Annotated in this window: 19 protein-coding genes and 1 pseudogene; 3 read left to right on the plus strand and 17 right to left on the minus strand. The window is 44.3% G+C overall.

Translation table 11 applies throughout. The annotated features are described in order from the left end of the window. Positions 1-22: 22 nt before the first annotated feature. The 10 genes from ACSQ8O_RS24830 to ACSQ8O_RS24875 all read right to left on the minus strand — a co-directional run bounded on the left by ACSQ8O_RS24830 (position 23) and on the right by ACSQ8O_RS24875 (position 12,816). Positions 23-1,600, minus strand: coding sequence for a glycoside hydrolase family 43 protein (locus ACSQ8O_RS24830; RefSeq protein ID WP_436243799.1), 1,578 nt, complete (start codon positions 1,598-1,600; stop codon positions 23-25). Positions 1,601-1,615: 15 nt separating this feature from the next. Further along, positions 1,616-3,598 (minus strand): YjhG/YagF family D-xylonate dehydratase, encoded by a 1,983-nt coding sequence (locus ACSQ8O_RS24835; RefSeq protein WP_056620760.1) that lies wholly within the window; start codon positions 3,596-3,598, stop codon positions 1,616-1,618. A 49-nt stretch (positions 3,599-3,647) separates the two neighbouring features. Continuing rightward, the gene (gucD, locus tag ACSQ8O_RS24840) at positions 3,648-5,117 is read right to left on the minus strand and encodes an alpha-ketoglutaric semialdehyde dehydrogenase GucD (protein ID WP_056620757.1); all 1,470 of its coding nucleotides are present in this window, start codon (positions 5,115-5,117) and stop codon (positions 3,648-3,650) included. 41 nt (positions 5,118-5,158) lie between these two features. After that, complete coding sequence (locus ACSQ8O_RS24845; RefSeq protein WP_436243800.1) at positions 5,159-6,040, minus strand: fumarylacetoacetate hydrolase family protein; 882 nt, start codon at positions 6,038-6,040, stop codon at positions 5,159-5,161. A 103-nt stretch (positions 6,041-6,143) separates the two neighbouring features. Beyond that, the gene (locus tag ACSQ8O_RS24850) at positions 6,144-7,070 is read right to left on the minus strand and encodes a carbohydrate ABC transporter permease (protein ID WP_436243798.1); all 927 of its coding nucleotides are present in this window, start codon (positions 7,068-7,070) and stop codon (positions 6,144-6,146) included. A gap of 14 nt (positions 7,071-7,084) precedes the next feature. Beyond that, positions 7,085-7,987, minus strand: coding sequence for an ABC transporter permease (locus ACSQ8O_RS24855; RefSeq protein WP_056613810.1), 903 nt, complete (start codon positions 7,985-7,987; stop codon positions 7,085-7,087). Positions 7,988-8,053: 66 nt separating this feature from the next. Beyond that, a complete protein-coding gene (locus ACSQ8O_RS24860; RefSeq protein ID WP_235550456.1) occupies positions 8,054-9,781 on the minus strand; it encodes an extracellular solute-binding protein in 1,728 nt (575 codons plus the stop codon). 226 nt (positions 9,782-10,007) lie between these two features. After that, positions 10,008-10,295 (minus strand): DUF6171 family protein, encoded by a 288-nt coding sequence (locus ACSQ8O_RS24865; RefSeq protein ID WP_436243801.1) that lies wholly within the window; start codon positions 10,293-10,295, stop codon positions 10,008-10,010. 12 nt (positions 10,296-10,307) lie between these two features. Next, entirely contained in the window at positions 10,308-11,786 is a 1,479-nt protein-coding gene (locus tag ACSQ8O_RS24870; protein ID WP_056617178.1) for an alpha-N-arabinofuranosidase, read from the minus strand. A 16-nt stretch (positions 11,787-11,802) separates the two neighbouring features. Beyond that, complete coding sequence (locus ACSQ8O_RS24875) at positions 11,803-12,816, minus strand: GntR family transcriptional regulator (RefSeq protein ID WP_056617181.1); 1,014 nt, start codon at positions 12,814-12,816, stop codon at positions 11,803-11,805. 200 nt (positions 12,817-13,016) lie between these two features. Here ACSQ8O_RS24875 and ACSQ8O_RS24880 point away from each other — a divergent pair. Then, positions 13,017-13,777, plus strand: a pseudogene (locus ACSQ8O_RS24880) (NAD(P)-dependent oxidoreductase). A 616-nt stretch (positions 13,778-14,393) separates the two neighbouring features. Here the strand turns inward: ACSQ8O_RS24880 and ACSQ8O_RS24885 are convergent. Further along, positions 14,394-14,669: a chorismate mutase gene (locus tag ACSQ8O_RS24885; RefSeq protein ID WP_056617187.1), complete on the minus strand. Its 276-nt coding sequence runs from the start codon at positions 14,667-14,669 to the stop codon at positions 14,394-14,396. 220 nt (positions 14,670-14,889) lie between these two features. Here ACSQ8O_RS24885 and ACSQ8O_RS24890 point away from each other — a divergent pair, with 220 nt between their 5' ends. Both ACSQ8O_RS24890 and ACSQ8O_RS24895 read left to right on the plus strand, forming a co-directional pair. Next, positions 14,890-15,342, plus strand: a complete 453-nt coding sequence (locus ACSQ8O_RS24890) for a MarR family winged helix-turn-helix transcriptional regulator (protein ID WP_436243802.1) — start codon at positions 14,890-14,892, stop codon at positions 15,340-15,342. Positions 15,343-15,363: 21 nt separating this feature from the next. Next, positions 15,364-15,882, plus strand: a complete 519-nt coding sequence (locus ACSQ8O_RS24895) for a GNAT family N-acetyltransferase (RefSeq protein WP_436243803.1) — start codon at positions 15,364-15,366, stop codon at positions 15,880-15,882. 95 nt (positions 15,883-15,977) lie between these two features. Here ACSQ8O_RS24895 and ACSQ8O_RS24900 read toward each other — a convergent pair whose 3' ends face one another. The 6 genes from ACSQ8O_RS24900 to ACSQ8O_RS24925 all read right to left on the minus strand — a co-directional run bounded on the left by ACSQ8O_RS24900 (position 15,978) and on the right by ACSQ8O_RS24925 (position 25,741). Further along, entirely contained in the window at positions 15,978-16,946 is a 969-nt protein-coding gene (locus ACSQ8O_RS24900; protein ID WP_436243804.1) for an aldo/keto reductase, read from the minus strand. A 148-nt stretch (positions 16,947-17,094) separates the two neighbouring features. Beyond that, entirely contained in the window at positions 17,095-19,743 is a 2,649-nt protein-coding gene (locus ACSQ8O_RS24905; RefSeq protein ID WP_436243805.1) for a glycosylhydrolase-like jelly roll fold domain-containing protein, read from the minus strand. A gap of 107 nt (positions 19,744-19,850) precedes the next feature. Continuing rightward, a complete protein-coding gene (locus tag ACSQ8O_RS24910; protein WP_436243806.1) occupies positions 19,851-21,443 on the minus strand; it encodes an ABC transporter substrate-binding protein in 1,593 nt (530 codons plus the stop codon). Between the two features lie 68 nt (positions 21,444-21,511). Next, complete coding sequence (locus ACSQ8O_RS24915; RefSeq protein ID WP_436243807.1) at positions 21,512-22,381, minus strand: carbohydrate ABC transporter permease; 870 nt, start codon at positions 22,379-22,381, stop codon at positions 21,512-21,514. A gap of 2 nt (positions 22,382-22,383) precedes the next feature. Beyond that, on the minus strand, positions 22,384-23,289 hold the full coding sequence (locus tag ACSQ8O_RS24920) for an ABC transporter permease (RefSeq protein ID WP_056617213.1): 906 nt from the start codon (positions 23,287-23,289) through the stop codon (positions 22,384-22,386). A 256-nt stretch (positions 23,290-23,545) separates the two neighbouring features. Then, the gene (locus ACSQ8O_RS24925; protein WP_436243808.1) at positions 23,546-25,741 is read right to left on the minus strand and encodes a helix-turn-helix transcriptional regulator; all 2,196 of its coding nucleotides are present in this window, start codon (positions 25,739-25,741) and stop codon (positions 23,546-23,548) included. Positions 25,742-25,754 lie beyond the last annotated feature (13 nt).

Here is a 25,754-nt window from a genome sequence, read left to right on the forward strand (position 1 = left end):
GAATATTTATTTTATTTCATCCCTATTCGATTTCTTTATAAATGAAATAGTCAAAATCAGCATGCTTTTGCGTCCCCCCAAGATCCTGCACGCACATTCCGATGAAAGTTCCAGTAAAGCGGATATAATCCGGAAAATCGTCTGACAAATGGCTAATGTCGATCGCCACGCCGATTGCAGTCCATTGTTCATCGGAATTGACATAATAAAATTGGGCGTTCTCACGGTCAACGACAACCTTCAAACGGAATCTGGAGTTCCCGTTCATACTGACATCTTGATCCAACAACTCATCTTGGACACCATTCTTGGATTGCAGAATCCCAAGGCAAATTCCACTCTCTTCATGGTGTGTTAACCGTAAATAGACGTAATCTTTCGTATCATAATAGAGTATTAGCCCCGCCATTTGTTGAAAATGATCAGGATCGAATTCTAAACACGTCTCCGCTTCACAGCGGAAAGCTTGCTGTCGACGTGCTACAAGGCTTTGCCTGTGCATTGATATCATCGACTCCATACCACGCAGCCTAAGATAACCAGGCCGATCCTTTAGACTTAGCCACGTCGGATCCGCCGGAATACGCAACGTGCTCCAGTGAACACTCAGCTCCCCACCATCAAAATCATCTTTCTCAGGTTCACTCTCGAATGGAAATGGCTGCAAATCCGGCGCTGGGACATGAAGCAACGGATAACGACTTCCTCCGGCTAGCCGCAGCCAACCATCTTCACTCCATTCACAGCGCTGAATAGCAGTTTCCCTACCCAGGTTGCAATATTTATCCTTGACGGGACGAGCGCATAAGTGCGCCATATACCATTCTCCTGCCGGTGTAGTCACAAGGCTGGCATGCCCTGACTTTTGCAGCGGGAGATCCGGTCTTCCTGCAGAGGTCAGAATGGGATTCTGCGGATCTACTTTATAAGGCCCTTGAATATGACGGGAGCGCGCCATTGTGGCGGCATGGTTGTACTGCGTTCCCCCTTCTGCAGTCAACAAATAGTAATAGCCGTTGTGTTTATAGAGATGAGGACCCTCTGTTAGCTTCAATTCCGTTCCTTTGAAAATATTGCTGATCGGACCGACCAATTTTTGTTCCTCTATCGAATATTCCTGCAGTACAATGCCTGCGAATCGATTATGCCCCTTACGGGAGTCCCAAAGCATATTGACAAGCCACTTGCGTCCATCATCGTCGTGAAACAAAGACGGATCGAATCCGCTGCTGTTCAGATAAATAGGCTCCGACCAAGGCCCCTTAATATCGGTTGCTGTTACTAGATAGTTGTGGGTATCCTTGTAAGCTCCAATTCTGCTTTTCACGTCCGTATATATCAAATAATAGATACCGTTATCATAGCTTAAACATGGCGCCCAGATTCCGCAGGAATCCAAATTGCCTTCCATATTTATTTGTGACGTTCTTGTTAACGGGTGAGGAAGCAGCTGCCAATGAACTAGATCCTTTGAATGATGAATTTGAACACCAGGAAACCATTCAAACGTAGATGTGGCAATATAGTAATTATCTTCAACCCTAAGAATAGAAGGATCTGGATTGAATCCTGGTAATATCGGGTTCGTAATATAGCTCATTTCATACTTCTCCTCTTAATTATTTTGCGCAGCCAAAGCTTTTTTTCCCGCCTCTAAAACAGCAAGAATCCGATCCACATCATACACGCTTCCTGCCCAGATTCCTCCACTGACAGATTGTAAGCCAGCCCATAAACGAGTATCGTCAGGAAGCCTTGGGTCAGCAGCGAGCTCTGGGTGAGGGATTCGGGCAGCAAGTACAAGAGCTCCTTCTTCTGGCGTCAACACTTCGTCACCCTCGCCTAGAAAATGAATGCTGCCTTCCAAACTATTACGATTAATGACAATGTCGATCGTATCTCCATCCCGCAGCTTGCCAATCGGTCCGCCGGCTAGCGCTTCAGGACCAACATGACCAATGCATGCGCCTGTGGATACCCCTGAGAAGCGTGCATCCGTAATTAGAGACACATATTTGCCATACGTCAAATGCTTAAGAGCTGAGGTTAATTGATAGGTCTCCTCCATCCCCGTACCCGATGGTCCGCGCCCCATCAATACCATAATATCCCCAGCTTGAATGTGGCTATTCTTGATTGCTGCCATTGCCGCTTTCTCTGAGGTAAACACTTTGGCTTTTCCCCGATGACGGAAAATCCCATCCTCTCCAACTGTTGTCGGGTCAATAGCGGTTGATTTAATAACTGATCCTTCAGGAGCCAGATTGCCCATAGGAAACGTAACTGTTGAGGTTAATCCCCTTTCTTTGGCACGTTCTGGACTCATGATGACGTTGTCCGGATCAATGCCATCCATTTCCATTAGAAGACTTCTCATCCGCCCTCGGCGCTCGCTAGTTTCCCACCAATCCAGTACAGAACCCAACGTTTCACCAGTTACTGTCATCGCATGTTCTTGTAATACACCCAAACGTCGAAGATGAAGCATGACTTCCGGCACGCCACCGGCTAGAAACACGCGCACAGTCGGATGATATTCTGGACCGTTCGGTAAAACGCTAACTAGCCTTGGCACCGCTTTATTAACTCTAATCCAGTCTTGCACTGTTGGAACCGTCAGCCCTGCTGCATGAGCGACCGCTGGAATATGCAGCAGCAAATTGGTGGAGCCGCCGAATGCCGCATGAACAACCATCGCATTATGAATGGACGCTTCGGTCAAAAGATCCTTCATCCGAATTCCCTTTTCATCCAGCGTCATCATAGCGCGTGCCGACTGCCTTGCCATCTCTTCCCAAACGGGTTGTCCTGAAGGCGCAAGCGCAGCGTGAGGCACTGTCAAGCCCATAGCTTCTGCAATAACCTGCGAGGTGGCTGCCGTTCCTAGAAATTGGCAGCCTCCTCCTGGTGTTGCACAAGCCCGGCAGCCGAGATCGGCAGCATCTTCTAAGCTGATTTCGCCATTTGCATATCTTGCACCTATGGTTTGGATTTTCCCTGCATCTTCGCCCTTCGTAGGAGGTAAGGTCACTCCGCCTGGCACAATTACAGAAGGAAGTTCGTGTATCCCCGCCAGAGCAATCATCATGGCAGGCAACCCCTTATCACAGGTTGCCACTCCAAGTACTCCTTTACGCGTAGGCAAGGAGCGAATGAGGCGCCGGAACACGATCGCTGCATCGTTGCGGTAAGGAAGGGAGTCAAACATGCCTTCCGTACCCTGGGATCTACCGTCGCAAGGATCGCTCACGTACCCTGCGAATGGAATTCCACCGCTTTCTGTAATGACTTCAGCAGCAGCCTGTGTAAGAATACCAACCTCCCAATGACCGGTATGATAGCCGAGTGCGACTGGACTGCCGTCTTCTTTACGCATGCCTCCTTGCGTGCTTAACAAAAGATACTGTTTACCCTTCAGCCGGGAAGGCTTCCACCCCATACCAACATTTTGAGTAAGACCGAATAAATCTCCGCTTGGCGCATTCAATAACATATCTGCAGTTAGTGGCAATGAGCCTTGCGGTCCCTGTGCGTGCGTACGGATCGTAAATACATCATTATTTTCATGAGCCATAATTGATTTTATTTGCTCTGTCATTCACTCACACCCATCCGCACTAAGTTTAATTACAAAATAATTGTTACAGTTACGCTTTGATAAATACCGTTTTAATGGACGTGTAAAATTCGATGGCTGCCTGACCTTGCTCGCGTGAATGTGAGCTGGACTGCTTCATTCCGCCAAATGGAGCTTGCAACTCCACGCCGGCTGTCTCGGAATTAACTCTTACTAGACCGGCATCCATATCTTGAACAAACGACAGAATGTTGCTTATGTTATTCGTGTATATGGAAGCGCACAGTCCAAATTCTGAATCATTTGCCACTCGAATGGCTTCTTCCATCGATTCGACCTGAATCAGCGCTAGAACCGGACCGAATATCTCTTCGCGGGCAATCGCCATTGCCGGTGTTACATTACCGAACACGGTTGGCTGTATATAGAATCCTTCTGCGAGATCCGGATGAACTGGCGATGCTCCGCCGAATAGCAGCTCTGCCCCTTCTTCTATCCCCTTTTGAATGTAGGACTGCACCGTTCGCAACTGATTTTCATTCGCACAGGGGCCGAGCCACGTACCGGCATCCAGACCGTACCCAACAGTTAAACCTTTTATTTTACTCAGAAGCTTTTCTTTAAAAGTTTCATATACATCACGCATCACAATGACACGGCTTGTTGCCGTACATTTCTGACCTGTCGATCGGATTCCGCCACTGATCGTTGCGTCAACGGCCAAATCCAAATCGGCATCTGCAGCGATGAGGATCGGATTTTTCCCGCCCATCTCAAGCTGATATTTGGCCCCTCTGGCCAGTGCAGCCTGAGCGACCCGTTTGCCTACTTGATTGGAACCGGTAAAAGTGATTCCATTTACTTCCGGATGCTCCGCTAGACCTTGTCCGATAATAGATCCGCTGCCGGTAACCATATTTAGAACACCAGCTGGAAGACCCGCTTCAGCAAAGCATTCCATAACTTTTGCAGCTGTCACTGCCGTCTCCAGAGCAGGTTTCAGCACAACCGAATTCCCATAGATTAATGCTGGAGCTATTTTCCATATTGGAATCGCTACAGGAAAATTCCAGGGTGAAATAACGCCAACAACTCCCAGCGGCACTCGGGTCGTAAACATCAGCGCTTCGCTATCCGTGGAAGGAATCACCTCACCGATTTTTCTCATTCCTTCACCGGCATAGTAGCGCAAGATAGCGACCCCTCGCGCAGTTTCTCCCTTTGCTTCCGGCAAGGTTTTGCCCATTTCACGCGTCATCGTCTCCGCAATTTCGTCAATGCGTCTTTCAATAGCATTGGCTGCTTTAAACAAGTAATCCCCTCTCGCCGCCCCCGATAGCTTTCTCCAACTATTCTGAGCCTTTCTTGCGGATGCAACCGCATGGTTCAAATCCTCCAATGATGACGACTGAACATAGCCCACCACTTCCGTTTTTTTAGCCGGGTTGATACTAGGAACTGTTTGTCCAGCACTCGCTGGACACCATTCACCATTTATATAGTTTAGATAAATTTGCTCGCCAACAAATACGGATGTCATCTATTCTCCTCCTTAAATTTTAAATACCAGATTACGATTGATTAGCTTACTGCACCTACAACATGATTAACAAGTGTCCCAATGCCGGTAATCTCAATTTCAATCCGATCTCCAGGAGCGAGAGTAAACTCATTAGGCGGCACAATACACGTTCCCGTTAACAGGACAGTACCCTCAAACAATTCATTGTCCCGCATCAAAAATTCCGTCAATTCGTCAAACTTGCGTTTTAGCTGACTGGTATTAGCCGTTCCCTCGACTGCTTGTTCTCCATTGCGATATATTCGGCTTGTAATCTGCAAGTTGTAAGGATCATCTACCGTTTCAGCTAAACGTATCGCGGGTCCCAAGGAGCAGGATCGCTTCCATACTTTGGCCTGTGGCAGGTAGAGAGGATTCTCTCCTTCAATATCACGGCAGCTCATATCATTGCCAATGGTGTATCCTACGATTCTCCCCTTTGCGTTCAGAACAAGCCCCAACTCCGGTTCTGGCACCTGCCACACGGAATCGCTTCGGAGCTGTACTTCGCCTCCTGGCCCTACTGTTCGGGCTGCTGTCGATTTGAAAAAAATCTCAGGACGAACAGCGTCATAAACTTTATCGTAAAAGGTCAAGGCATCCAGTCTTCCTTCCGTTGCCTCATAATTCCGCGCATCGCGACTTCGTTCATAAGTAACTCCTGCAGCCCACACTTCAGGCGCTTCGATGGGTACAAGAAGCTGCATCTGCTCGACTTGACCTGATAGTGCTTCTCTGCCTTCAGTCGAATTTAAAACCAACTCAAGCGGTGAAATCTGTTTTTCATCAGCTTCTTGGATCAAGGATAAAAAATTGTTTTGCGGCAATGCAAACATTTGCCCCTCGTCATTAACTGCAGCCAGCTGTGAACGCCCTTCATTTACAAAATGAATAATTCTCATAAATGCTCACTCCTCAAAATTTAATTAATTTGATCATCTCTCTTGAAAGCATGATTATTTTACTGCTGGTGGATGGATAACAATGGCTCCCCTCATCCACCCGTCACCCCTTCACACTGCCAAGTACAATTCCTTTCACAAAATACTTTTGCAAAAACGGGTACGCCATAATAATGGGAAGCGAGCCCAGAAAAATCTGTGATGCTTTCAATGTTCGGTCGGAAATGAGAGCCATATTCAACGCTTCGTCGCGCGACATGTTCGTTAAATTTTGTTGTATGACGATCGTTTGAATATAACTTTGCAAGGGATAATGGCTCGGATCTCCCATTAGCAATAGTCCATCAAACCAACTGTTCCAATGCTCGACCATCGAAAATAAGGCTAGCGTTGCAAGTGCAGGTTTGGATATCGGCACATATATTCGCCATAGTGTCGTCCAGTAGCCAGCGCCGTCCATGACAGCTGCCTCCTCCAACTCTTTAGGCACCTCCCGAAAAAAGTTGAGCAGCAAGACTACACTGAATACAGGAACCGCTCCTGGTAAAACAAGTGCCCAGATGGTATCAAGGAGGTTGTACTGCTTAAGCGTTGTGTACCAAGGGATTAAGCCTCCGTGAAAAAGCATCGTCATGAAAAATATCCAAGCGTACATCGCTCGCAGGCGGAACGTCTTCGATTCCTTGGATAAAGGAAATGCAACGAGAATCGTCATGATTAAATTTAATGGCGTCCCAATCGCTATCCGCTCTATTGAAACAAGCATGGATTGCCAAAATGCCTCACGGCTAGCTGTAAACGCATATGACGCCAATGTGAAATCGACCGGCCACAGCTTCACATGCCCTGCTGCCGCTGCCGTACTTGAACTGAACGAAACGGCGACGATATGAATTAATGGAAGAACACATATCAACGATACCACTATGAGAAAGGAACTATTCAGAACGGAAAACCATTCGAACCGTCTTCGATTGTGGGGGGCCCGTTTTTGTGCCTCATATTCCGATCTTGGTGATGGCTGTACCACTGTTTTCCCTCCTCCTAGAAGATTCTATATTTCGCAAAACGATACGCAACAAAGTAAGAGCCGGAAATCAATATCAGCGAAACCAGAGACTTGAATAGTCCCACCGCCGTTGCTACACCGTATTGGGCATCCAGCAAACCGATTCGATATACAAACGTATCCAGGATATCGCCGCTCTCATACACCTGTGGACTATATAAATTGAACACTTGATCGAACCCTGCGTTCAGCAACTGTCCTAAACTTAGAACCGACAACAGAACGATGACCATGCGCATGCCGGGAATCGTGATATACCACATCTTATGCCAGCGGTTAGCGCCATCTATCGTTGCAGATTCATATAAACCGGGATCAATACCTGTGATAGCTGCCAAATAAACGATTGTCCCATAACCAAAGTTTTTCCATATATCCGATGATACGAGCGTAAACGGAAACCATTGGTTGTCCCCAAGAAAAAATATTTTTTCAATCCCGAGAGTACCTAATAGTTGGTTAACAATACCGTTCGAAGGCGATAAAATATCGATAAGTATACCGCCCAGCACGACCCATGACAAAAAGTACGGTAAATAAATAGTCGTTTGTACACTTCTTTTAATCACCTCATTCTTCAATTCGTTAAGAAGAATGGCGAATACAATCGGCACAAGTAAGCCAAGAATAAGCTTAAGACTTGAAATAAATAGCGTATTCCACAGAATCTGATTAAAGCTGGGCAAGTTCATGACATAATCAAAGTTATCTAAACCAATCCAGCGCTGATCACCGAAGAGCCCCTTCGCTGGAATGAACTTCTGAAACGCGATAATAATTCCCGCCATGGGCACATAGGAAAATAAAATAACAAGTATCAGTCCTGGCAATATCATCAGATGCAGCGGAAGCTCTCTCCATATTTGTTTAGTTCCCATATCCACCCTCCATCTTTTGAAACAAAATAAGCAGAGGAAGAAAAGTAAATCCTCCTCTGCCCGTCGCTACTTCTTCGTTGCCATATACCAGTCGTTTACTTCTTTCGTAATTTGCTCTCCGCCCAGCTTCGCCCAATCTTTGGCAAATTTATCGAATTCATCGATAGATCCACCCATAATGATCTTCATGTACGTTTCATTCATTAACTTTTCCAACGTTGATTTACGCTCAACCATGGTAGGCGTAGGTGCGCCAACGAACTTATCCATCAGGAACTGATTATTTTTGTCATACTGGTCAACGACTCCCTCGGAACCTTCGGGACCATAGATCCGCTCCCATCCCCAGAGTGCAAATCCTTCCTTCGATTTCGAATTGTAAGCCTCAAGCTTCCCTTGAATGGTTTTGGCCTCTCCCTTCAATGCTGAGAAGTTGTTGGCTTTACGCGCTGCATCAATCGCTCTAAATGCCTCTACGTTCTTCTTTACCGGTGCAGGCATGACCGGGGATAGCTGCCAGACACTCTCCGCTTCCGGCGGTGCGTAATATTTATCAAACTCCGCTGTAGCGCCGAAGTTTTTCTCCAAGTGCAGATTGAACATCTTGATGACGGCTTCGGGATGCTTGAATCCCTTTTTAACCGCAAAGAACTTGGTCGTACTGAACTTCAGAGGCACTTTAGGTGTATCGCCCGTCTCGGAAACAATCGGATAGGCCCGCCATTGCGCGTTCGGGTCGTTGTTGCGATTCAATTGAAGCGGCCAAATGGAATTCCATTGTTCGCCGTATTCCATTCCGATCTTTCCGGCAGCGATGGTCTCGGAAACCTTGCCGCCATCTTTAATACCGAATTCCTGATCCAGCTCTCCGTTCTTAAACATGCTCTGAAGAGCTTGAAGCCCTTTCTTCACTTCCGGCTGGATGCCGCCAAAAACTAGTTTTCCGGATGCGTCAGCCAGCCACATGTTTGGATAAGCCTTGTACCCGGCCATCCATCCTTCCAATCCCATGGCTCCGCCCCACAGCCCTTTGGTTAAGCCAAGGCCAAATGTATCTTTTTTCCCGTTGCCGTCAGGGTCTTTTTCCGCAAAAGCTTTTGAAATCGCCTGCACATCCGCCATCGTTTTCGGAGCCTGCATGCCTACCTTGGTTAGCCAATCTGTACGAATCCAGATGAACATCGCACGTTCGAGCGAAGAATCGACCTGCGGAATCGCCATCAGCTTGCCGTCAATCGTAGCGGCGTCGAAGGGGCTTTTCCCTTCCTGCGACAAGATTTCTTTCGTTAATGGCGAGGCATACTTCTGGTATAAGGCTGTCATATCTTCAATTTGACCGGCATCGGCCAATTGCTTTAATTGCGTCGCATTGACTTGGATCACATCAGGCAGGTCGCCAGAAGCAAGCGTTACATTCAGCTTTTGCAAGTATTGCTCTGAAGAATCGCTTCCTTTTACGACCCAATTATTTTTAATCGAGACGCCCAGCTGATCTTTGTATAAACGCGTCCAGCGATTGTCTTCAAAGGTTTCACCCTTTAGCGCGCCAAGTACGTTGTTTTCTACAACATCGCTGAGATTGCGAACAAACGATACCGTGATTGGCGGATCATATTTGCCAAGCGGCTCTGCTGCTGCACCCTTCGCATCATTAGTTCCGGCAGTGCTCACTGCTTCCTTTGCTGCTTCTTTCTTCTCGGTTGATTCATCTTGACTGCTGCATGCGGACAAGAGCGTAGACATGGCTAAGATTGAAACGGATAACGTTTTCATTTTGTGCTTCATAAGTTTCATGAACATCCCCCATTTCTAGTTTTAACGATTCTCTTACTGTGACACTGTATAATGTGTACGCTTTCATTATAGGACCCACACCAGAGCTGAACAATGTACAACTCTTTACTTTACTTACCCATCGTTGCTGAGTTGTAAGCGCAATTAAAAAAATTTTGAGGACGAGAAAAACCCCCTTTCACAAGGGGTTTCCTCATCACTTTACTATCAAATTGCTAGCATTTAGTTACCATTTACTACCAAACGGAGAAGGACAGCGAGCGCTGCTAAGCTTCGCTTTTATGCCCATTAAACAACCGCAGTGTCGGCATGTTGTGCCCAACTGGTAGTCGCTGCAGCTTGTGCAGACGGCGATTCGACGGTCATATTCCGCTTCTGTTGTCAGTTTCAGGTTACGAACGCGGAGCGTCTCGCCGAAAAGCTTGGCTATTTCCTCTGGTGTCACGTGAACGGAGGCCGAACAGCCTTTACAATCAGTGCCGACTTCTGATCTAGTTTCAGCCCAGTTATCCATCAAGTTAAGCTCCTACGTCAGACAAAGTGTGACCACGGAACGAGCAGGAAGGGTAACCAAGAGTACATCATTTTCGATACGGTAGTCGGTAAAAGGTTGTGATTGCACGGCATCTGGTTCCTCGAAGGTGTTGTGTGCCTGCATCGTATCAGATGTGATGACTGTACCAGAGATCGTACCGCGCTGCGAACCCTTCAATTCGCATTGAACCACAAGCGGTTCCTCATGATGCAAATTACAAAGAGAAACATGCAATTGATTGTCCGCATTGAGGGAAGCGGAGGCGCTGAGCTGGCTGATTTGCTTGCCGTCCATGGCGTAAGCAGGACTTTCAGCTTCTACAGCAATGTGGCTCGCATCCTGATGCACCTTGTACATATCGAAAACATGATAAGTCGGCGTAAGCAGCATGTCAGCGCCTTCCGTTAAGATAACGGATTGTAAAACGTTAACGACCTGAGCAATATTGGCCATACGCACACGATCACTATGCTGATGGAAGAGGTTTAAGTTAATGCCAGCGATAAGTGCGTCGCGGATCGTATTTTGCTGAAAGAGGAAGCCAGGATTCGTGCCAGGCTCCACATTGTACCAAGTGCCCCATTCATCGACGATGAGGGCGACTCTTTTGTCCGGATCATAAGTATCCATAATGGCAGAATGACGAGTGATGAGTTCATCCATGAATAACGTTTTTTCCAGGGTTTTAAACCAGTCTTGTTCATTGAAATCGGTTGCGGAGCCTTTATCCTTCCAAACACCCGTTGGCACTGTATAGTAGTGGAGGCTGATTCCGTCCATGTACTTGGTCGCTTCGCGCATCAACACTTCGGTCCAATTGTAATCAGCACTGTTGGCGCCGCAAGCGATTTTGAAAATTTTATTATCTCCATAATTCCTAACATAGCAAGCGTATCTGCGATACAAATCTGCATAGTATTCAGGCCGCATATCCCCGCCACAGCCCCAGTTCTCGTTACCTACGCCAAAATATTTCAGCTTCCACGGCTTCTCGCGGCCGTTCTCTTGACGCCAGTTCGCCATCGGCGACTCACCGTCGAAGGTCATATACTCAACCCACTCCGACATTTCAGCGACGGTACCGCTTCCAACATTGCCGCTGATATAAGGCTCAGCACCGATCAACTCGCATAAACGCAGAAACTCGTGTGTCCCGAAATGGTTGTTCTCCAGTACACCGCCCCAGTGGGTATTGATCATGCGTTTACGCTTTTCCGCGGGACCGACGCCATCTTTCCAGTGATATTCGTCCGCGAAGCAGCCTCCCGGCCAACGAAGAACGGGAATTTGCAGCTTTTTCAGCGCTTCTAGCACATCGTTCCGCATACCTTCTGTGTTAGGGATCGGAGAGTCATGTCCAACCCAGATGCCTTCATAAATACAGCGTCCCAGATGTTCGGAGAAATGACCGTAAATATTGCGATTAATTGTGTGTTGAGGTGAATCCGAATGAATAGTCAGCTTAGCCATGAAAAGTATCGACTCCTTATTGATTGATATTGGAAACCGACTCCCGACTGATCAGAGCAGCCGAAAGTATGATTTGTTTCTTCGCGATGGACTCTTGCGCGTGATTGCGATGAATCGCGGATAGCAGTTCTTCGACGAGATGCTTGGCATCCAAGCTGAACGTCGTCAGTCTAGGTGAGATTTGCGCAGCAAGTGGAATATCGTCGCAGCCGATGATGGACACATCGCCCGGAGCGGCGCGGCCATTCTCACGAAGGCCTTGAATACATCCGACAGCCATCCAATCGTTTACTGCAAAAATAGCTTGCGGCAAGCCGGTCGCGAGTAAGAGATCTGCGGCTCGGCGGCCGCCCTCCCAGTTCATTTTCTCCGTGATGACTTCGACGTTGGCGTTCTGCCCTTGGCAATACGCGAGAAATCCTTGCTTGCGCAGCCTAGAGGAATCGTATTTATCTGGGCCAGCAAGCAAGGTGAACGTCCGATGTCCTGCATCGTACAATGTTTTGGCCGCTTTGCTGCCGATTCGATAATCATCAAAATAAATTTGGATGATGTCCTCTCGATGCGCGTATCTCTGAACGGAGAACAGCTGGGCAGATGACTGGCTAAGGCGATCCAGCTGCTCGTCCTCCATTTGCCCGATCAGAATGAGCGGACTTGGGAGTTCTTTTGACTGATCATAGTGCAGCATCGAAATCTTGATTGCTTGCTTCGCAGCTAGATTCGTAATTTCAACAAGGAAGTTCGTGTAGTAGGGGTCATTGCCTTTAATATCAGGCGAACACATGACATAAAGTGTGTCTAACCGGACTGCTGGCACGATGTAAGTACCTTTGCCCTGCAATTGAACGAGCAAGCCTTCTTGAACCAATATTTTGATTGCAGCGCGAACACTTACCCGACTCACTTCGAAATTATCAGCCAAATCTCGCTCAGAGGGGATTTTGACAAGCTGATCCTTTTGCAAGGATTGAATTTGAATTCGAAGCTGTTCGACGAGTTTCTCTTTAATAAGTGGAGATTTCTCCATAAGTACAAACCACCAATCCGGGTAATACCATTCAAAAACAATATAATACCAATAAGATACCACGTAGAGGTGAGTAGTGTCTAGAACTTCCTTCTCTTTCTGATGTGTGTATTTTTTTCTGTGAAAGGTCGGCAAAAAAAACTTCTTTGACTATTTTTTTTTGGTATGATGCATCCATAGAATGGAAGGGAGTTATGGAAATGCGGCCAAAAGTATTTCTTGCAAAGCAAGTTCCAATTGAAGTGGAAGCGTACATTGCTCAGCACTGCGATTATCGAAAGTGGGACAGGGAAGAGGAAATCCCTCGTAACCAGCTGTTAGAAAAGCTGTCCGATGCAGATTGACTTTTAATAACCGGCGGAAGCATTGATCAGGAACTATTGGAACATGCACCGAAGCTCAAAATAGTTAGCAATGTCTCGGTTGGCTACAATAATTTCGATACAACGGCAATGAAAGCCAGGGATGTAATGGGTACTCACACACCGGGTGTACTGGATGAAACAGTAGCCGATACGGTCTTCGGACTTATCTTGGCTACAGCGAGAAGAATTCCAGAGCTTGATGCTTACGTGAAGGCTGGAAAATGGAAAAAAAGAAGCGATGAGCACATTTTCGGTATTGACGTTCATCATGCTAAACTCGGGATTATTGGCATGGGCCGTATCGGGGAAGCGATTGCAAGACGGGCAAAGTTTGGATTTAGTTTGTGGATGAAGAAGCACTTATTGAAGTTTTGGAAAAAGGAAACATCCGTGGAGCAGGTCTTGATGTTTTCCAGCAAGAACCAGTAGATCCAGACAACAAGCTATTGCAAATGCCTAACGTCGTAACCCTGCCGCATATCGGATCGGCTACACATCAGACTCGTTTCGATATGGCGATGCTTGCTGCAAATAATTTGGTGAAAGGCCTGCAAGGCGAAATTCCTCCAAACCTAGTCGCGGAGTTGAAGAAATAGTAGAGATGCTGGTATGTGCATTAACCCAGATGTGAAAGTGCGCCATTCGATACGAGAACAATGAGGAGAGCTGGCTGTTAATCTTTCCACGGCTCGAGCTCGTTGGAGGGCACCTGCTATAAGGTGTGTGGGATTGGCGATACGTGGGAGTTAGAGGATGCGCTGAATGAGTAACAGACAGGCCATTGATTGGGTTATTTATTCTTTGATACTTTTCTTGATACTTATTACCTTCAGAATCCCATCGAGTTAGCCCTGCATTTTGATATTTAGATTTCCAGGTCTTAGATGTTGGATAATATCTAGATTTTTTAAAAAATTCTGGGTCAACCATTGTAGAGCAAATGGCTGTACGATAAAATGCCTCGCCATTATTCCAGTGAGCATATTCTAAGATCCTCACCATGTCCCCAACCTGTACTTCATCTTCGGATTCGCAGTAGACGCTACATTTGACTTCCCCATCGTTCCTAGAACTCCAAAAATAATAATCAGCCATGAAATAAGTATTTTCCAAGTCCTGCCGGTAAGCTGAAAAGGCTGCCGAACAATTACGATCGGCAGCCTTCTTATTCTTAAGTCATTCAACATCGTTTCCCATTAGGTGTAATAATTATTATTTTGTAAGTAACTCTTGATGCCGAGAAATTACAATATCGATTATACGTCTATATATTTCTGATGCATATTCAGGATTTAAACCATTCTGTTCTGAGAGCTGAATAATTTTTTGAAACTGTTGATTTTCACGGTTAGTATCCTGTGCATTTAGCTGATTCTTCGCTTTATATATGCCAACTTCTTCTGTATATTTAAATCTTTTAGCTAATAAAGCTATTATTTTTTGGTCAATTTCGTCAATATCATTTCTCAATTTATCTAGTTCTGTCATCCAGATTACCTCCTCGTTTAACTTTTTGCTTTAACGCTTTTATGTAATAGAGCGAAGTTTGATTCATAGAATACCATACAATTAAATTGGCTGTAAATAAGACATTATCTATCTTTAATCTTAATATTATGGAACTGCAACGAATTTTTATTGCAAATACAACAAAAACGATATACTATTTCTACATGTTTGAAAATAAAATATCAGCGGAGTTGCCATTATGAAGGAAATTCTACGTGAGGTTGGGATGATTGCTAGAGCTTTGGATTCTATAAGTAACATAGAATTTAAAAATTATGACCTTACAAAAGGTCAGTACTTATACCTCGTACGAATATGTGAAAATCCGGGAATTATTCAAGAAAAGTTAGCTGAAATGATAAAGGTAGACCGAACAACAGCTGCTCGCGCAATAAAGAAACTGGAAATTAGTGGATTTATTGAAAAGAATGATGATCCATCTAACCAAAAAATTAAAAAACTATTTCCTACAGAGAAAGGGGAGACCGTTTATCCTTTTATAAAGAAGGAAAACGATTATTCCAATTCAGTCGCACTTTCTGGATTAGCCGAAAATGAAATAGAAACGATTTATAATCTGCTGCAAAGAGTCAGAAAAAACGTAGAAAAAGACTGGGAGTTTGTAAAAAAAGGAAACAAGAGAATTTATTGATTTTTAAAGGAGAGCACAAAAATGACTGTACACATAAAGAAGTGCACATTGAAAGATCTAGATTTACTTCAAGAAATTAGCGTTGAAACATTTACTGAAACATTCAAAGATCAAAACTCACCTGAAAATATGAATGCATACTTGAAAAAAGCATTTAACTTACAACAATTAGAAAAAGAATTATCAAATCTCTCTACAGAATTCTATTTTATTTATGCTAATGAGGAAATTACCGGGTACTTAAAGGTAAACACCCATGATGCTCAAACTGAAATAATGGGCAATGATTCGCTTGAAATCGAAAGGATTTATATAAGGAAAAACCATCATAAACAGGGGCTTGGCAAATATCTAGTCAATATAGCCATAGAAAGAGCGGTAGAACTGAAAAAACAGAAGATCTGGCTAGGGGTTTGGGAAGAAAATGAGAGCGCAATTACCTTTTATAAAAAAATGGACTTTGTACAAACAGGAGCCCACTCTTTCTATATGGGTGATGAAGAACAAATAGATATTATAATGACCAAAACTCTCTTATAACATAGCAAATTGAAACAGCGACAGTCATGGATGAAGAAATTTAAAACTGTCGCCGTTTCTATCTGGTTACCAGAACTTGTTCCACATATCTTCTATTAAATGCCCCGCAGCTCAGCATAAGCCTGATCATCAAGATGAACATCGCCTGCAGCACAGGAATCGTCCAATTGATTGTTATTTTTGCAACCGGAAATTGGAAAGACAGGAAAAGGATGCTTAAGTAAGTAGCCTAGAGATACTTGGGTCATCGTAAGATCTAAACGCTGGGCAATCGCTTCGACAGACTTTAGTTTCTGTATATTTTTTTCATTACAAAGCTTCCATACATTTTTATTATCATTATTCGGCTCAAGCAGCATTTCGCTCTTGTATCGACCGCTGAAAAAGCCAGATGCCTGTGCATTATAAGGAATCGCAGGCATTCCTGTACGTTCGTGATACGCTAGCTCAGTTTCATCCATTGTAACTGTCGTGGGATCATTTCCAGGGGAATACGAAGCAAGGCTCCATTTGGTTTGACTGGCAGCAAACCCTTGTATTCCTTTCTTTCCTGCATAATGCTGTGCAACTTCTATTCGTTCCGATCTCCAATTAGAGCAACCGAAATATCTAATTTTGCCCTGTTGTACCAACAAATTCATCGTATCCATAATGTCATCGGCTGGACGCTGTGGGTCATCCCGATGTAACCAGTACAGATCAATATAATCTGTTTGTAAATGACGGAGACTCTGTTCCACATCGCTAATAATATCTTCCCTGCTTAAGCGTGGTAGGTGCATCGTCTCTAACTCAGGGTGTGCTCCTTTGGTCGCGAGAACGATCTTGCTGCGATTCTTACGCGACTTCATCCATTCCCCAATGAGCTTCTCGCTACGACTACGCTCGCCTGGTAACCAATCGGAGTACACTTTGGCTGTATCAAGAAAATTTCCACCTTTGTCCAAAAAGCGGTCCATCAGCTCAATTGAAGTGTCACGGCTAACAGCTTCACCAAAATTCGATGTGCCCAGACAAATGACAGATGGAGTTAACGCTGTACCGGGTATGCTTCTGTATCTCATCCTTAACCTCCATTCATTTGTAATAGTTATGCCTACAAGCATAAAAAGAACCAAATCCACTGGGTTCTTTTTATATCATCAAATCTATTTAACTAAATTATTCTAGTGCCGTCTACTGTAGGCGATTTATCTGAAGTCTCCTATATCTCTATTCTATTTGGATCACTCTTACAGGTCCAAGGAGTCCACTTGGTTCTTGCTGCGCAAATGCCGACAAGAAATCAGGTTGTTCTTTCACCAACGTATTCGTAACCTCGATAACTAGCTTGTTTTTACCCTTATTAATTAGGCCATTAATCGCAACCCGGTAAGGCGGACAGATGCGTACGCCTGCTTCCTCACCATTGATCCACACTTGAGCGGTCTCATAGACCTCCCCCAAGTCTAAAATTGCTTGGTCAGCAGACTCGTTCCACTCAAATTCCGTCTCATAACGGAAGGTACCTGTAAATCGAGGTAAATAACTAGGTCCGCTCATATTCGTTAAAGCCCCCAGTTTCCCCCATTCCTTAAAACGAGGATAGTGTACAGACTCTGCAGTGGATACGCTCCATTCACCCTTCAACTCAACGCCAGAGCCAACTGTATGCTGCGGCAATGCCTCATAACCTTCAAGGGCAGTACCATGTAGCAGTACGGTGGACTCATACGGATGAAGTATGACCTCCACCGCAGTCGCACCATTCTCATGAGTTACATGTAAACTGGTCAACTGATTACGAAATGCATCGTAAGCATATACATCACCTTGAACAGGCAAAGTTATTTTCCTACGGATCGTTTGATGCGGATGTTCGTTAAAGAACATAAACACATCTAACCCGTCATGCTTATAGTGATAGTTCCGAAGATATGGCTCAGGTTCGTCCACACTAATTTCATAATGTCCGTCAGTAATAAGTACTTGAGCCAGATCTTCTAAAGCAACAACCTTTACGTTCTTGTGATCGGCAAGGTAAGCTAGATCGTCAGAAACCTCGGAACCCTCACTAGATCGTTCCGGTAGTCCATCTACAAAACGAACAGCTAGCCCTTGCTCGGCAAACCCCACTAACCGCCTAATCATCGCTGCGGGAATTGCCTCTGCATAAGGGAAGATAAGGCATTGGAAATCTTCGTTATTGACATGCAGCTTCTTGTTACTCACACCAGCGTCACCTAGAAGAATATCAATGGGAAGCACATCGCAGTCGATCTGATGCTGCATCAATTGCTTCACGGGCTTTTGAAAATACATCGCTTCCCCAGACCATTCGGCTTCAGCGTGGTATACGACGCCTGCAGTGGCCACATGTCTTCCGCCTGAGATCAAGTGACTAATCCGATTCATGTAATGATTTAAATGTTTGTAATAGCGGTATTGCGGATTTTTCCCGCCTGCATACATATGCGGCGGGCAGTCCGGATCAGGAGCTTTTTGAGAAAAAGCATGCGGGACAAAGTAATTAACACCACGAACTAACATATGATCTGTGAGCCATTTCATTAGTTTCAGACCTTCTGCCCAGCCGTACGCACCATACACCTCACACATGGTTCGACCTTGTTTTTTCGGATCGATATGTGCAAGCGATACACCAAGCTTAGCAAGGCCGTAGTGGAAAAATTCACTATCCGTATCCCCGCCAGGCTTGCTATAAGACAATTCATCAAAGCCGGGAACAATCTGCCATAGCACCACATCGAGACCAGACATATCTTGTCCCCACATTGAGCGGAAGAAGTGTCCGGCTCCGGAGCCAAGCCTTGCATGTACGTTGTTGTCTTCGAGGACATGTCCAATGTATTCTACTCCGCGGTCTCTGCACCACTCTCCGATTTGGCTGCAAAAGTTATCCGCGTAGAGCTTACTAACGATATTCATATAGGTGTAACGTACAATATTGCACTGTTCTCCCCCATCATGCCAGAGTAGATAGAGGTGCTTACGGTAGTTCTCACCCAATGCCTGCTCAAGTAAGATCGGCATTTCACTGCTCCAAGGAAGCGGTACTCCTTGCTTTCCTGGTCTTGAATTAAAGTCAAAGGTAGTCTTATCATTGTAAAATCCCGGTTCGTCAGAGAAGAATCCGGCAAATGTCTTCCCGAAATCTGACTTGTATCGTTCATACACTGCTTCATACACCGTATCAAGCAAAATACGAGCGGAATCTCGATCTAGCGGGTTCAGATAATCCTCCTGCTGTAGGCTGCCGCCATCCTTATTTTCGGAAATAATGAATACGCGCCAATATCCTTCAGGGATATCCCAATAGAGGATACCGTCTTGTACAAGATCCGTGATATCCATACAATCATCGAGTAATTCTCCACTAGAAGGATGTCGGCGGACCGCGACTACGGAGATTAATTTATTTTTGCCAGTTGCTCGTTGCGTATGAGAGATAGTCGGCCTAAGCCCACGCAATAACAAAGTATCCAGAAGCAGGGATGTACCTTGTGCAGGACCAATGGTATCGATGTATCGTTCCCCCAAAAACTTGCGATGAAGCTCCTCCGGAGCCTCCTTTACCTTCCCCGCCGCATGACCAGTTGGAAAATGATCGTCGTCCAGCAGCCATACCTTCATACCGCGATTTCGAGCTTCGTCCATGATAATGTCCATATCTGTCCACCATTTTGGTCCAAGAAAATCAGGATGAGGACGAGCTTCGATGCAAACCGCTCCGATGCCAGCTTCATGAACACGGGCCATCTCTTCACGTATCACCTGTTCTTCCTCACCATGCTGCCATAAGAAAGGAAGGATATAATTATGTTCTTGCCCCTCTAGTACTTCCTTAATACGATTACTCATTAGCGTGTAGCCCCCTATTTAGGTTCGGTTCATTCGATTCCCGAGATTAGATTGAAATATCCGCTCGACTTCGATGAGAAGCCGAGCGGATATTAGCGTTTTAACATTTATTTTTTCACTTTTGCATACCATTCTCTTGCACGCTTTGTAACCTCTTCGCCGCCCGATTTATTCCATTTTTCTACAAACTCATCGAACTTGCTGATCGGGTACTGTCCTGTTATGATCTTGCTGGCGTATTCGATATAGAGTGTGCGATTATTGATATCTGGAAAACCCTCATAGACGCTTGCCGGCATTCCGTCTCCAGCAATGACTTTCGCATACTTCTGGGCATCCTGCATGATTTGAACAGTTTGATCAATCTCCCACATTCTATCTTCCGATGACGTCGTTTTCAGGAGATTACTTGTAAAATCAAGGGTCGAAATTTTGGAATAAGGATCTAAGATAAGATTCTCTTGGGTGCTTTTATCATCCGGAAGTTTAACGGCTTTGCCATCCTTCATCGTATAATGCATGCCTTCAACACCCAGGTACAAGGCATTCCAATTTTTCTTGTCATACATATTGTTCAGTAACTTTAAAGTCGCCATTAACTTCTTTTGGTCCTTGTTGTTCTTCACAACCCAAGCCGGAGGTGTAAATCGCTTCCAAGTATAGAAACCCTTATAACCTTGAACCTCTGGTAATGGAAGAGAAGCAAAAGTACCTTTGACACCACTGTTCTTTTGCAAGTTATCTAAATACAGATTCGTTTGTTCTGCCCAGTGGAAGTAGTTACCTACCTTGTTAGCTGCAACCTTGCCATCCCACTTCGCTTTATCGTTCAGTAGGGATTCTTTATCGATTAATCCATCCTTGTACATCTTGGAGATAAACTCCAAGGCAGACTTCATATTCGGTGATACCGCGGAGTAAGTCAGCTTACCGTCATAAAGGTCCCAATCCGGATAGCCCTCAAACATAGCTACACCGTACATCGCAAACAATTGATCCATCCAGCGCGCTTCCTGACGGCCACCAGCCGGAAGCTCATCCTTCTGGCCATTGCCATTAGGATCCTTATCCCTGAATGCTTCCAAAACCTTTACATATTCATCTTGCGTCTTCGGCATCTGTAAGCCTAACTTGTCTAACCAATCTTTGCGGATCATGCCGGAATACCTTCCGTAGTCTACCATACCAGGGATATAGTAAATTCTGCCCTGACCGGTAGGGTCGTTGGCTTTCACAATGTCCCACATATCCTTCGGAATAGCTTCCCATAAATTGGGCGCATATTTAGGCAATAAATCGGTTAGATCAGCGATAGCCCCATTTTTTGCCAACGTATTTTCAAGGCCTTGTTGTGGCAAGAACAAATCTGGTAATTCTCCAGATGCGATTTTAAGGTTTAACGTATTTAAATAAGCAGTTCCACCGTTCCATTCCACATATGGACTAATTACGCCAACGCCTAATTTTTCTTTATAAAATTCATACAATTTGCTGCCTTTCGTGGTTGGTTTATAGCCGATGTTTGTTCCCCAAACTTCAACATCAACAATTTCTTCCGCCTTGGGAGATGCCCCTTGGCTCGGCGCCGCCGATGAAGAACTTGCACTTTCGGAAGAATTCGATTTGTCGCTACAACCTGTCACTACTGTAAAAGCAAGGGCGCTGACTGCCGCAAGTACCCCAATCTTTTTGATGACCATTCCATGTTCCCCCTAATTATTAAAATAGTTTATGTTTAAGACTCAATGAGCCTACAAACCGATGTGGATTATCCTTTTACAGAGCCAAGCATAGCTCCTTTAACAAAGTATTTTTGCAAGAAAGGATATACAGCCACAACAGGGATCATAGCAAAAATAACAGTTGTCGCCCGAAGGGTACGCTCATTGTACGCTAAACCAGCTGTAGAAACGGCTCCTGTAACCAATATGTTGTCGTCGGTGATGAACTGCCGAATCTTAATTTGCAGTGGGAATAGATTCGTGTCTTGCAAGAACATCAGCGGATGCTGGAACTGGTTCCATAACACAACACCATAGAATAAAGCCAGAGTAGCTAGTACAGCCTTGGAAAGCGGAAGTACGAATTGGAACAGCATTCGGAAATATCCACAGCCCTCTATAAAGGCAGCTTCTTCCAACTCTTTGGAAAACTGCTTGAAAAATGTACGCATAATGATCAAATTAAATGGATTTAAGATATGAGGTATGATTAACACCAATGGGTTATTGTAAAGCCCGATACCTTTTACTGTCAGAAAATAAGGAACAAGTGGCGCTTTGAAGATCATCGCAATTACGACACCGATCATAATGACAGGGCCCCAACGAAATTCCGATTTAGACAACGGATATGCAAGAAGGGCCGTGACGAGCAGCGCCAAAATCGTTCCAATTAACGTTGTGCCCAGTGTTAAGAAGAATGACTTCCATAGATCGGGACGATACATCATAAAATCCCATGAGGCTAATGTAAATTCCTTTGGCCAAATTGTGACCAGATTCATATCCACCATCCGTTTAGAACTAAATGAGGTCGAGAGTACGGATAATAGCGGAATAATTGCGATGAAAGATACAAGTAGAAGGATGATAGTAACGACTGAACCGAATAATTTTTCCCCTCTGGATTCAAGCATTCTTACCATAACCCCCCGTCTGAAACTTTCTTTGACAACTTATTGAAAGTAAATACTAGAATAAATCCAATTAACGATTGAAATAATCCGACGGCTGTAGCAAAGCTATACTGCCCTTGTTGAATACCTGTTCGGAAAACATAAGTATCTAAGATATCCGAAACACTATAAGTCATTGGCGTCTGTAGATTAAATACTTGGTCAAAGCCCAAATCCAAGAAATTACCGATTTCAAGTAAAAGTAAGACTAATACCGTAGGTAACAGCAGTGGAAATGTTATATGCCGGATTTGCTTGAACCTGGATGCTCCGTCAATCATCGATGATTCGTACAACTGTGGATCTATCGAACTGATGGCTGCCATATAAACAACAGTTCCCCACCCCGCATCTTTCCAGATGGCAGAAAGCACATATACAATACGGAAATAGGAACTTTCCTGCATAACCAAGGTAGGATCATGGTGAAACCACCCGATCACGATGTTAAACAGGCCGCTTAGTGAAAACATATCAAATACAATGCCAGATACGATGACCCATGAAAGGAAATGTGGCACATACAGAGCCGTTTGAATCCCTTTCTTCAAAGCCGATTTCCGGATTTCATTGATCATGAGCGCCAACAGGACAGGAATTGGGAACACAATAACAATGCGCAGAAATCCAAGCACCAGTGTATTGCTGAACACCCTAATAAAATCCGGATACTGGAACAAGGTTTCAAAGTTTTTGAATCCAACCCATGGACTATCCAAGAATCCTTTGAATACAGAATAGTTTTGAAATGCGATTACGGAGCCCGCAAGCGGAATGTACTTAAATATAATGAGAAAAACTATACCTGGTATAGCCATGATATACAGCGGCCAAAATACCTTCATGCGATGAGATGCAACTACTTTCAACTTATTCCCCCCTGAATCTGATTCTTAGTTGTTAGTTACTGTGATCGGCTCAGCTCTACCTGACCCCTCCACTTCTGTTTGATCCAACAATACGGTCATCTGTATCCAGACTCAACATTGAAGTTGCCCAATCCACCACTGAATCCAACAAATTACCGTATTAATGGTGGATATAGTTATGAATTGTTGAAAATGAAGATAAAAAAAATAGAAGCGGAGATGCTTTTTCAGCTTCTCCGCTTCACATATAAGTCTTTTATTCTTTAAATTTGCCAGGTGTAATCCCTTTAATTTTTTTGAAGTTACGTATAAAACTGTTTTCGCTAGCGTAGCCAACTTTCTCAGAAATCTCAATGACCTTCAAGTTCGTATTCTTAAGCAATTCTTCCGCTTTCTCAATTCGTACTTGTGTAATATAATCGTAAATCGAAGTTCCGGTTTCTTGTTTAAAAAGGACATTTGCCTGAGACTGACTAATGCTTCCAGCCTCGGCTACATGCGATACGCCAATATTTTCTGGATAATGCTCTTGGATGTACTCGACCATCTTCCTAAAATAATTCTCATGCTTTGTTGGTTTTCTTTTCTTCACTTCTTCTGCTAGGTAGGTAGCTTCATCCAATGTCATTTGATGCAAATCTGAAAACGTCAACGTTTGAAGGGAATCCAACGAATCCATGATTTCCTGGAATTGTTCATCTTCTGGGTCTCTGAATTTCGTTATCATTTCCTTAATTACATTGGAATACCAGCGGTATACGTACAGAGGTTTTGCATTTGACGTTTCCCACTCCATCCGTATTTTCTCTAGGATGTTGTTTGTATATTCCGTCTTTCCTTCTTTAATCCCTTGAACAATTTCATGCATGGTTTCATTTTTAGAGCCAGGGCCTTGCGCTTCTGAGTAGGGTAATGCTTGCTCCGGCACATGAAGTTTTTTATACCCCATATACAAGCGATCCAGCAGCAACACTTCAGCTTGCTTGTAGCGACTGCTGAGATCACCGCTAATCGGATATAGCGATTCGGCAACACCTACTGATAATGAAATTTTCAATAGTTTTTCTGCGATTTCAATCCCATTTGAAAGTTTATTATAGAGCATTTGCAAATCCATATCAGAAGACAAGGGTTGTACAATGAGGGCACTGCGATCCTGGGTTAAATCCTCAAACTGCACCCTAAAACTCTCTCCCAGAATTTCCTCGAAAATATTACCTACTGCAAACTTAAGTAATAACTGATCATCTTGCTTGTACCCATTCAACCAATTGTAATAGGCATCCACCGAAACAATAACCGCATAAACAGGTAAGTCAGGACGCCATTCTGAGTAAAGCAGCCGCCATTTCCGATCAAATTCCTTACGACGTAGTCTTCCGTAAACCATATCTTGAATAAATTTGGCTTTTAGTTCTTTGTTACTGCCATGCAAAAAAGTTAGTTGCGTGAGCAGTCTGCCGACATAGGACTCCAATTGAGTGAAGTCAACTTCTAACGCCTCATTCCGATGGCTCTGAACCGTTTTAATCAATCGTTCAATAGGTCTGAACGTAATGCGGTTAACTTGGAAGATAATCAGCATTCCGATTAACATGGTAACCGCGGACACTACGAAAGTCATGGTCCGAATCCAATACAATTTGCCGAAAATTTGTTTTTGAGGAACTGCATACACGTAATTCCATTGCGTTGAAGTTGAAGTCAGGCGAGTAATAAAGTATTTGTTGGGGTTCACCTGCTCTTTCTTATTTTCACCAATTGAGAATAACGTTTCTCCCTTTGCGTCTTGAATGATTCGAACTGCTTCATTGTTAGATGAACCTTCCGGAATGATCTGGGAAAATAGTTTGGAGGATTTCAAGTTTATGATCAGGTATCCGGATATTTGGTTACCCTCGTATATCCGTTTAATGAAACTTATCATTTCGCCTTGGTCTTTCATCCTTTTAGCGAAAGTCACATTGTTTGCGTCCTGTTCAGCTAAAGACAATTGAGACAACCAGCCTTTGTCACCAAAAGTCTCAATACTGGAATTAAACCCGAAGGGAGAACTGCCAACAACATGACGATTTTTCTCATCATAAATATAGATACTATCTATGATTGAACTATTTTGAGTTAATGTATCCAACATGGACACAACTCCAAGTATGGTATCCATACTTTTATGATTGTCATAACGCAAGAAATCGATCGTCAGTGGATCGAGAACTGCATAAATAGACGTTGTCATAATATCGTTCATTTTCCTGTCAACATCATCCCTGACGAAGGTCACCATCTGCTGGTGCGGAACTTTAATCTCCTCTAGCAGTGAATGTCTGGCGAGGCTGTACATGACAGTACCAACCAATGCAATAGCAAGGCAAATAACCAGTGTCAGTATAAGGATTAATCTTGTTTTGATATTCGAGAAAATCAGTTTCACTTTGTACTTGTATACATTCATGCTTTCCCCTGCC

The sequence above is a fragment of the Paenibacillus sp. LjRoot56 genome (genome assembly GCF_964253335.1).
In the GTDB taxonomy this organism is placed as follows: Bacteria; Bacillota; Bacilli; order Paenibacillales; family NBRC-103111; genus Paenibacillus_E; species Paenibacillus_E allorhizoplanae.

Coding starts and splice junctions, on each gene's coding strand:
- ACSQ8O_RS24830 (WP_436243799.1), bottom strand. CDS start 1,600: ATGAGCTATATTACGAACCCGATATTACCAGGATTCAATCCAGATCCT.
- ACSQ8O_RS24835 (WP_056620760.1), bottom strand. CDS start 3,598: ATGACAGAGCAAATAAAATCAATTATGGCTCATGAAAATAATGATGTA.
- gucD (WP_056620757.1), bottom strand. CDS start 5,117: ATGACATCCGTATTTGTTGGCGAGCAAATTTATCTAAACTATATAAAT.
- ACSQ8O_RS24845 (WP_436243800.1), bottom strand. CDS start 6,040: ATGAGAATTATTCATTTTGTAAATGAAGGGCGTTCACAGCTGGCTGCA.
- ACSQ8O_RS24855 (WP_056613810.1), bottom strand. CDS start 7,987: ATGGGAACTAAACAAATATGGAGAGAGCTTCCGCTGCATCTGATGATA.
- ACSQ8O_RS24860 (WP_235550456.1), bottom strand. CDS start 9,781: ATGAAACTTATGAAGCACAAAATGAAAACGTTATCCGTTTCAATCTTA.
- ACSQ8O_RS24865 (WP_436243801.1), bottom strand. CDS start 10,295: ATGGATAACTGGGCTGAAACTAGATCAGAAGTCGGCACTGATTGTAAA.
- ACSQ8O_RS24870 (WP_056617178.1), bottom strand. CDS start 11,786: ATGGCTAAGCTGACTATTCATTCGGATTCACCTCAACACACAATTAAT.
- ACSQ8O_RS24875 (WP_056617181.1), bottom strand. CDS start 12,816: ATGGAGAAATCTCCACTTATTAAAGAGAAACTCGTCGAACAGCTTCGA.
- ACSQ8O_RS24885 (WP_056617187.1), bottom strand. CDS start 14,669: ATGACAGAACTAGATAAATTGAGAAATGATATTGACGAAATTGACCAA.
- ACSQ8O_RS24890 (WP_436243802.1), top strand. CDS start 14,890: ATGAAGGAAATTCTACGTGAGGTTGGGATGATTGCTAGAGCTTTGGAT.
- ACSQ8O_RS24895 (WP_436243803.1), top strand. CDS start 15,364: ATGACTGTACACATAAAGAAGTGCACATTGAAAGATCTAGATTTACTT.
- ACSQ8O_RS24900 (WP_436243804.1), bottom strand. CDS start 16,946: ATGAGATACAGAAGCATACCCGGTACAGCGTTAACTCCATCTGTCATT.
- ACSQ8O_RS24905 (WP_436243805.1), bottom strand. CDS start 19,743: ATGAGTAATCGTATTAAGGAAGTACTAGAGGGGCAAGAACATAATTAT.
- ACSQ8O_RS24910 (WP_436243806.1), bottom strand. CDS start 21,443: ATGGTCATCAAAAAGATTGGGGTACTTGCGGCAGTCAGCGCCCTTGCT.
- ACSQ8O_RS24915 (WP_436243807.1), bottom strand. CDS start 22,381: ATGCTTGAATCCAGAGGGGAAAAATTATTCGGTTCAGTCGTTACTATC.
- ACSQ8O_RS24925 (WP_436243808.1), bottom strand. CDS start 25,741: ATGAATGTATACAAGTACAAAGTGAAACTGATTTTCTCGAATATCAAA.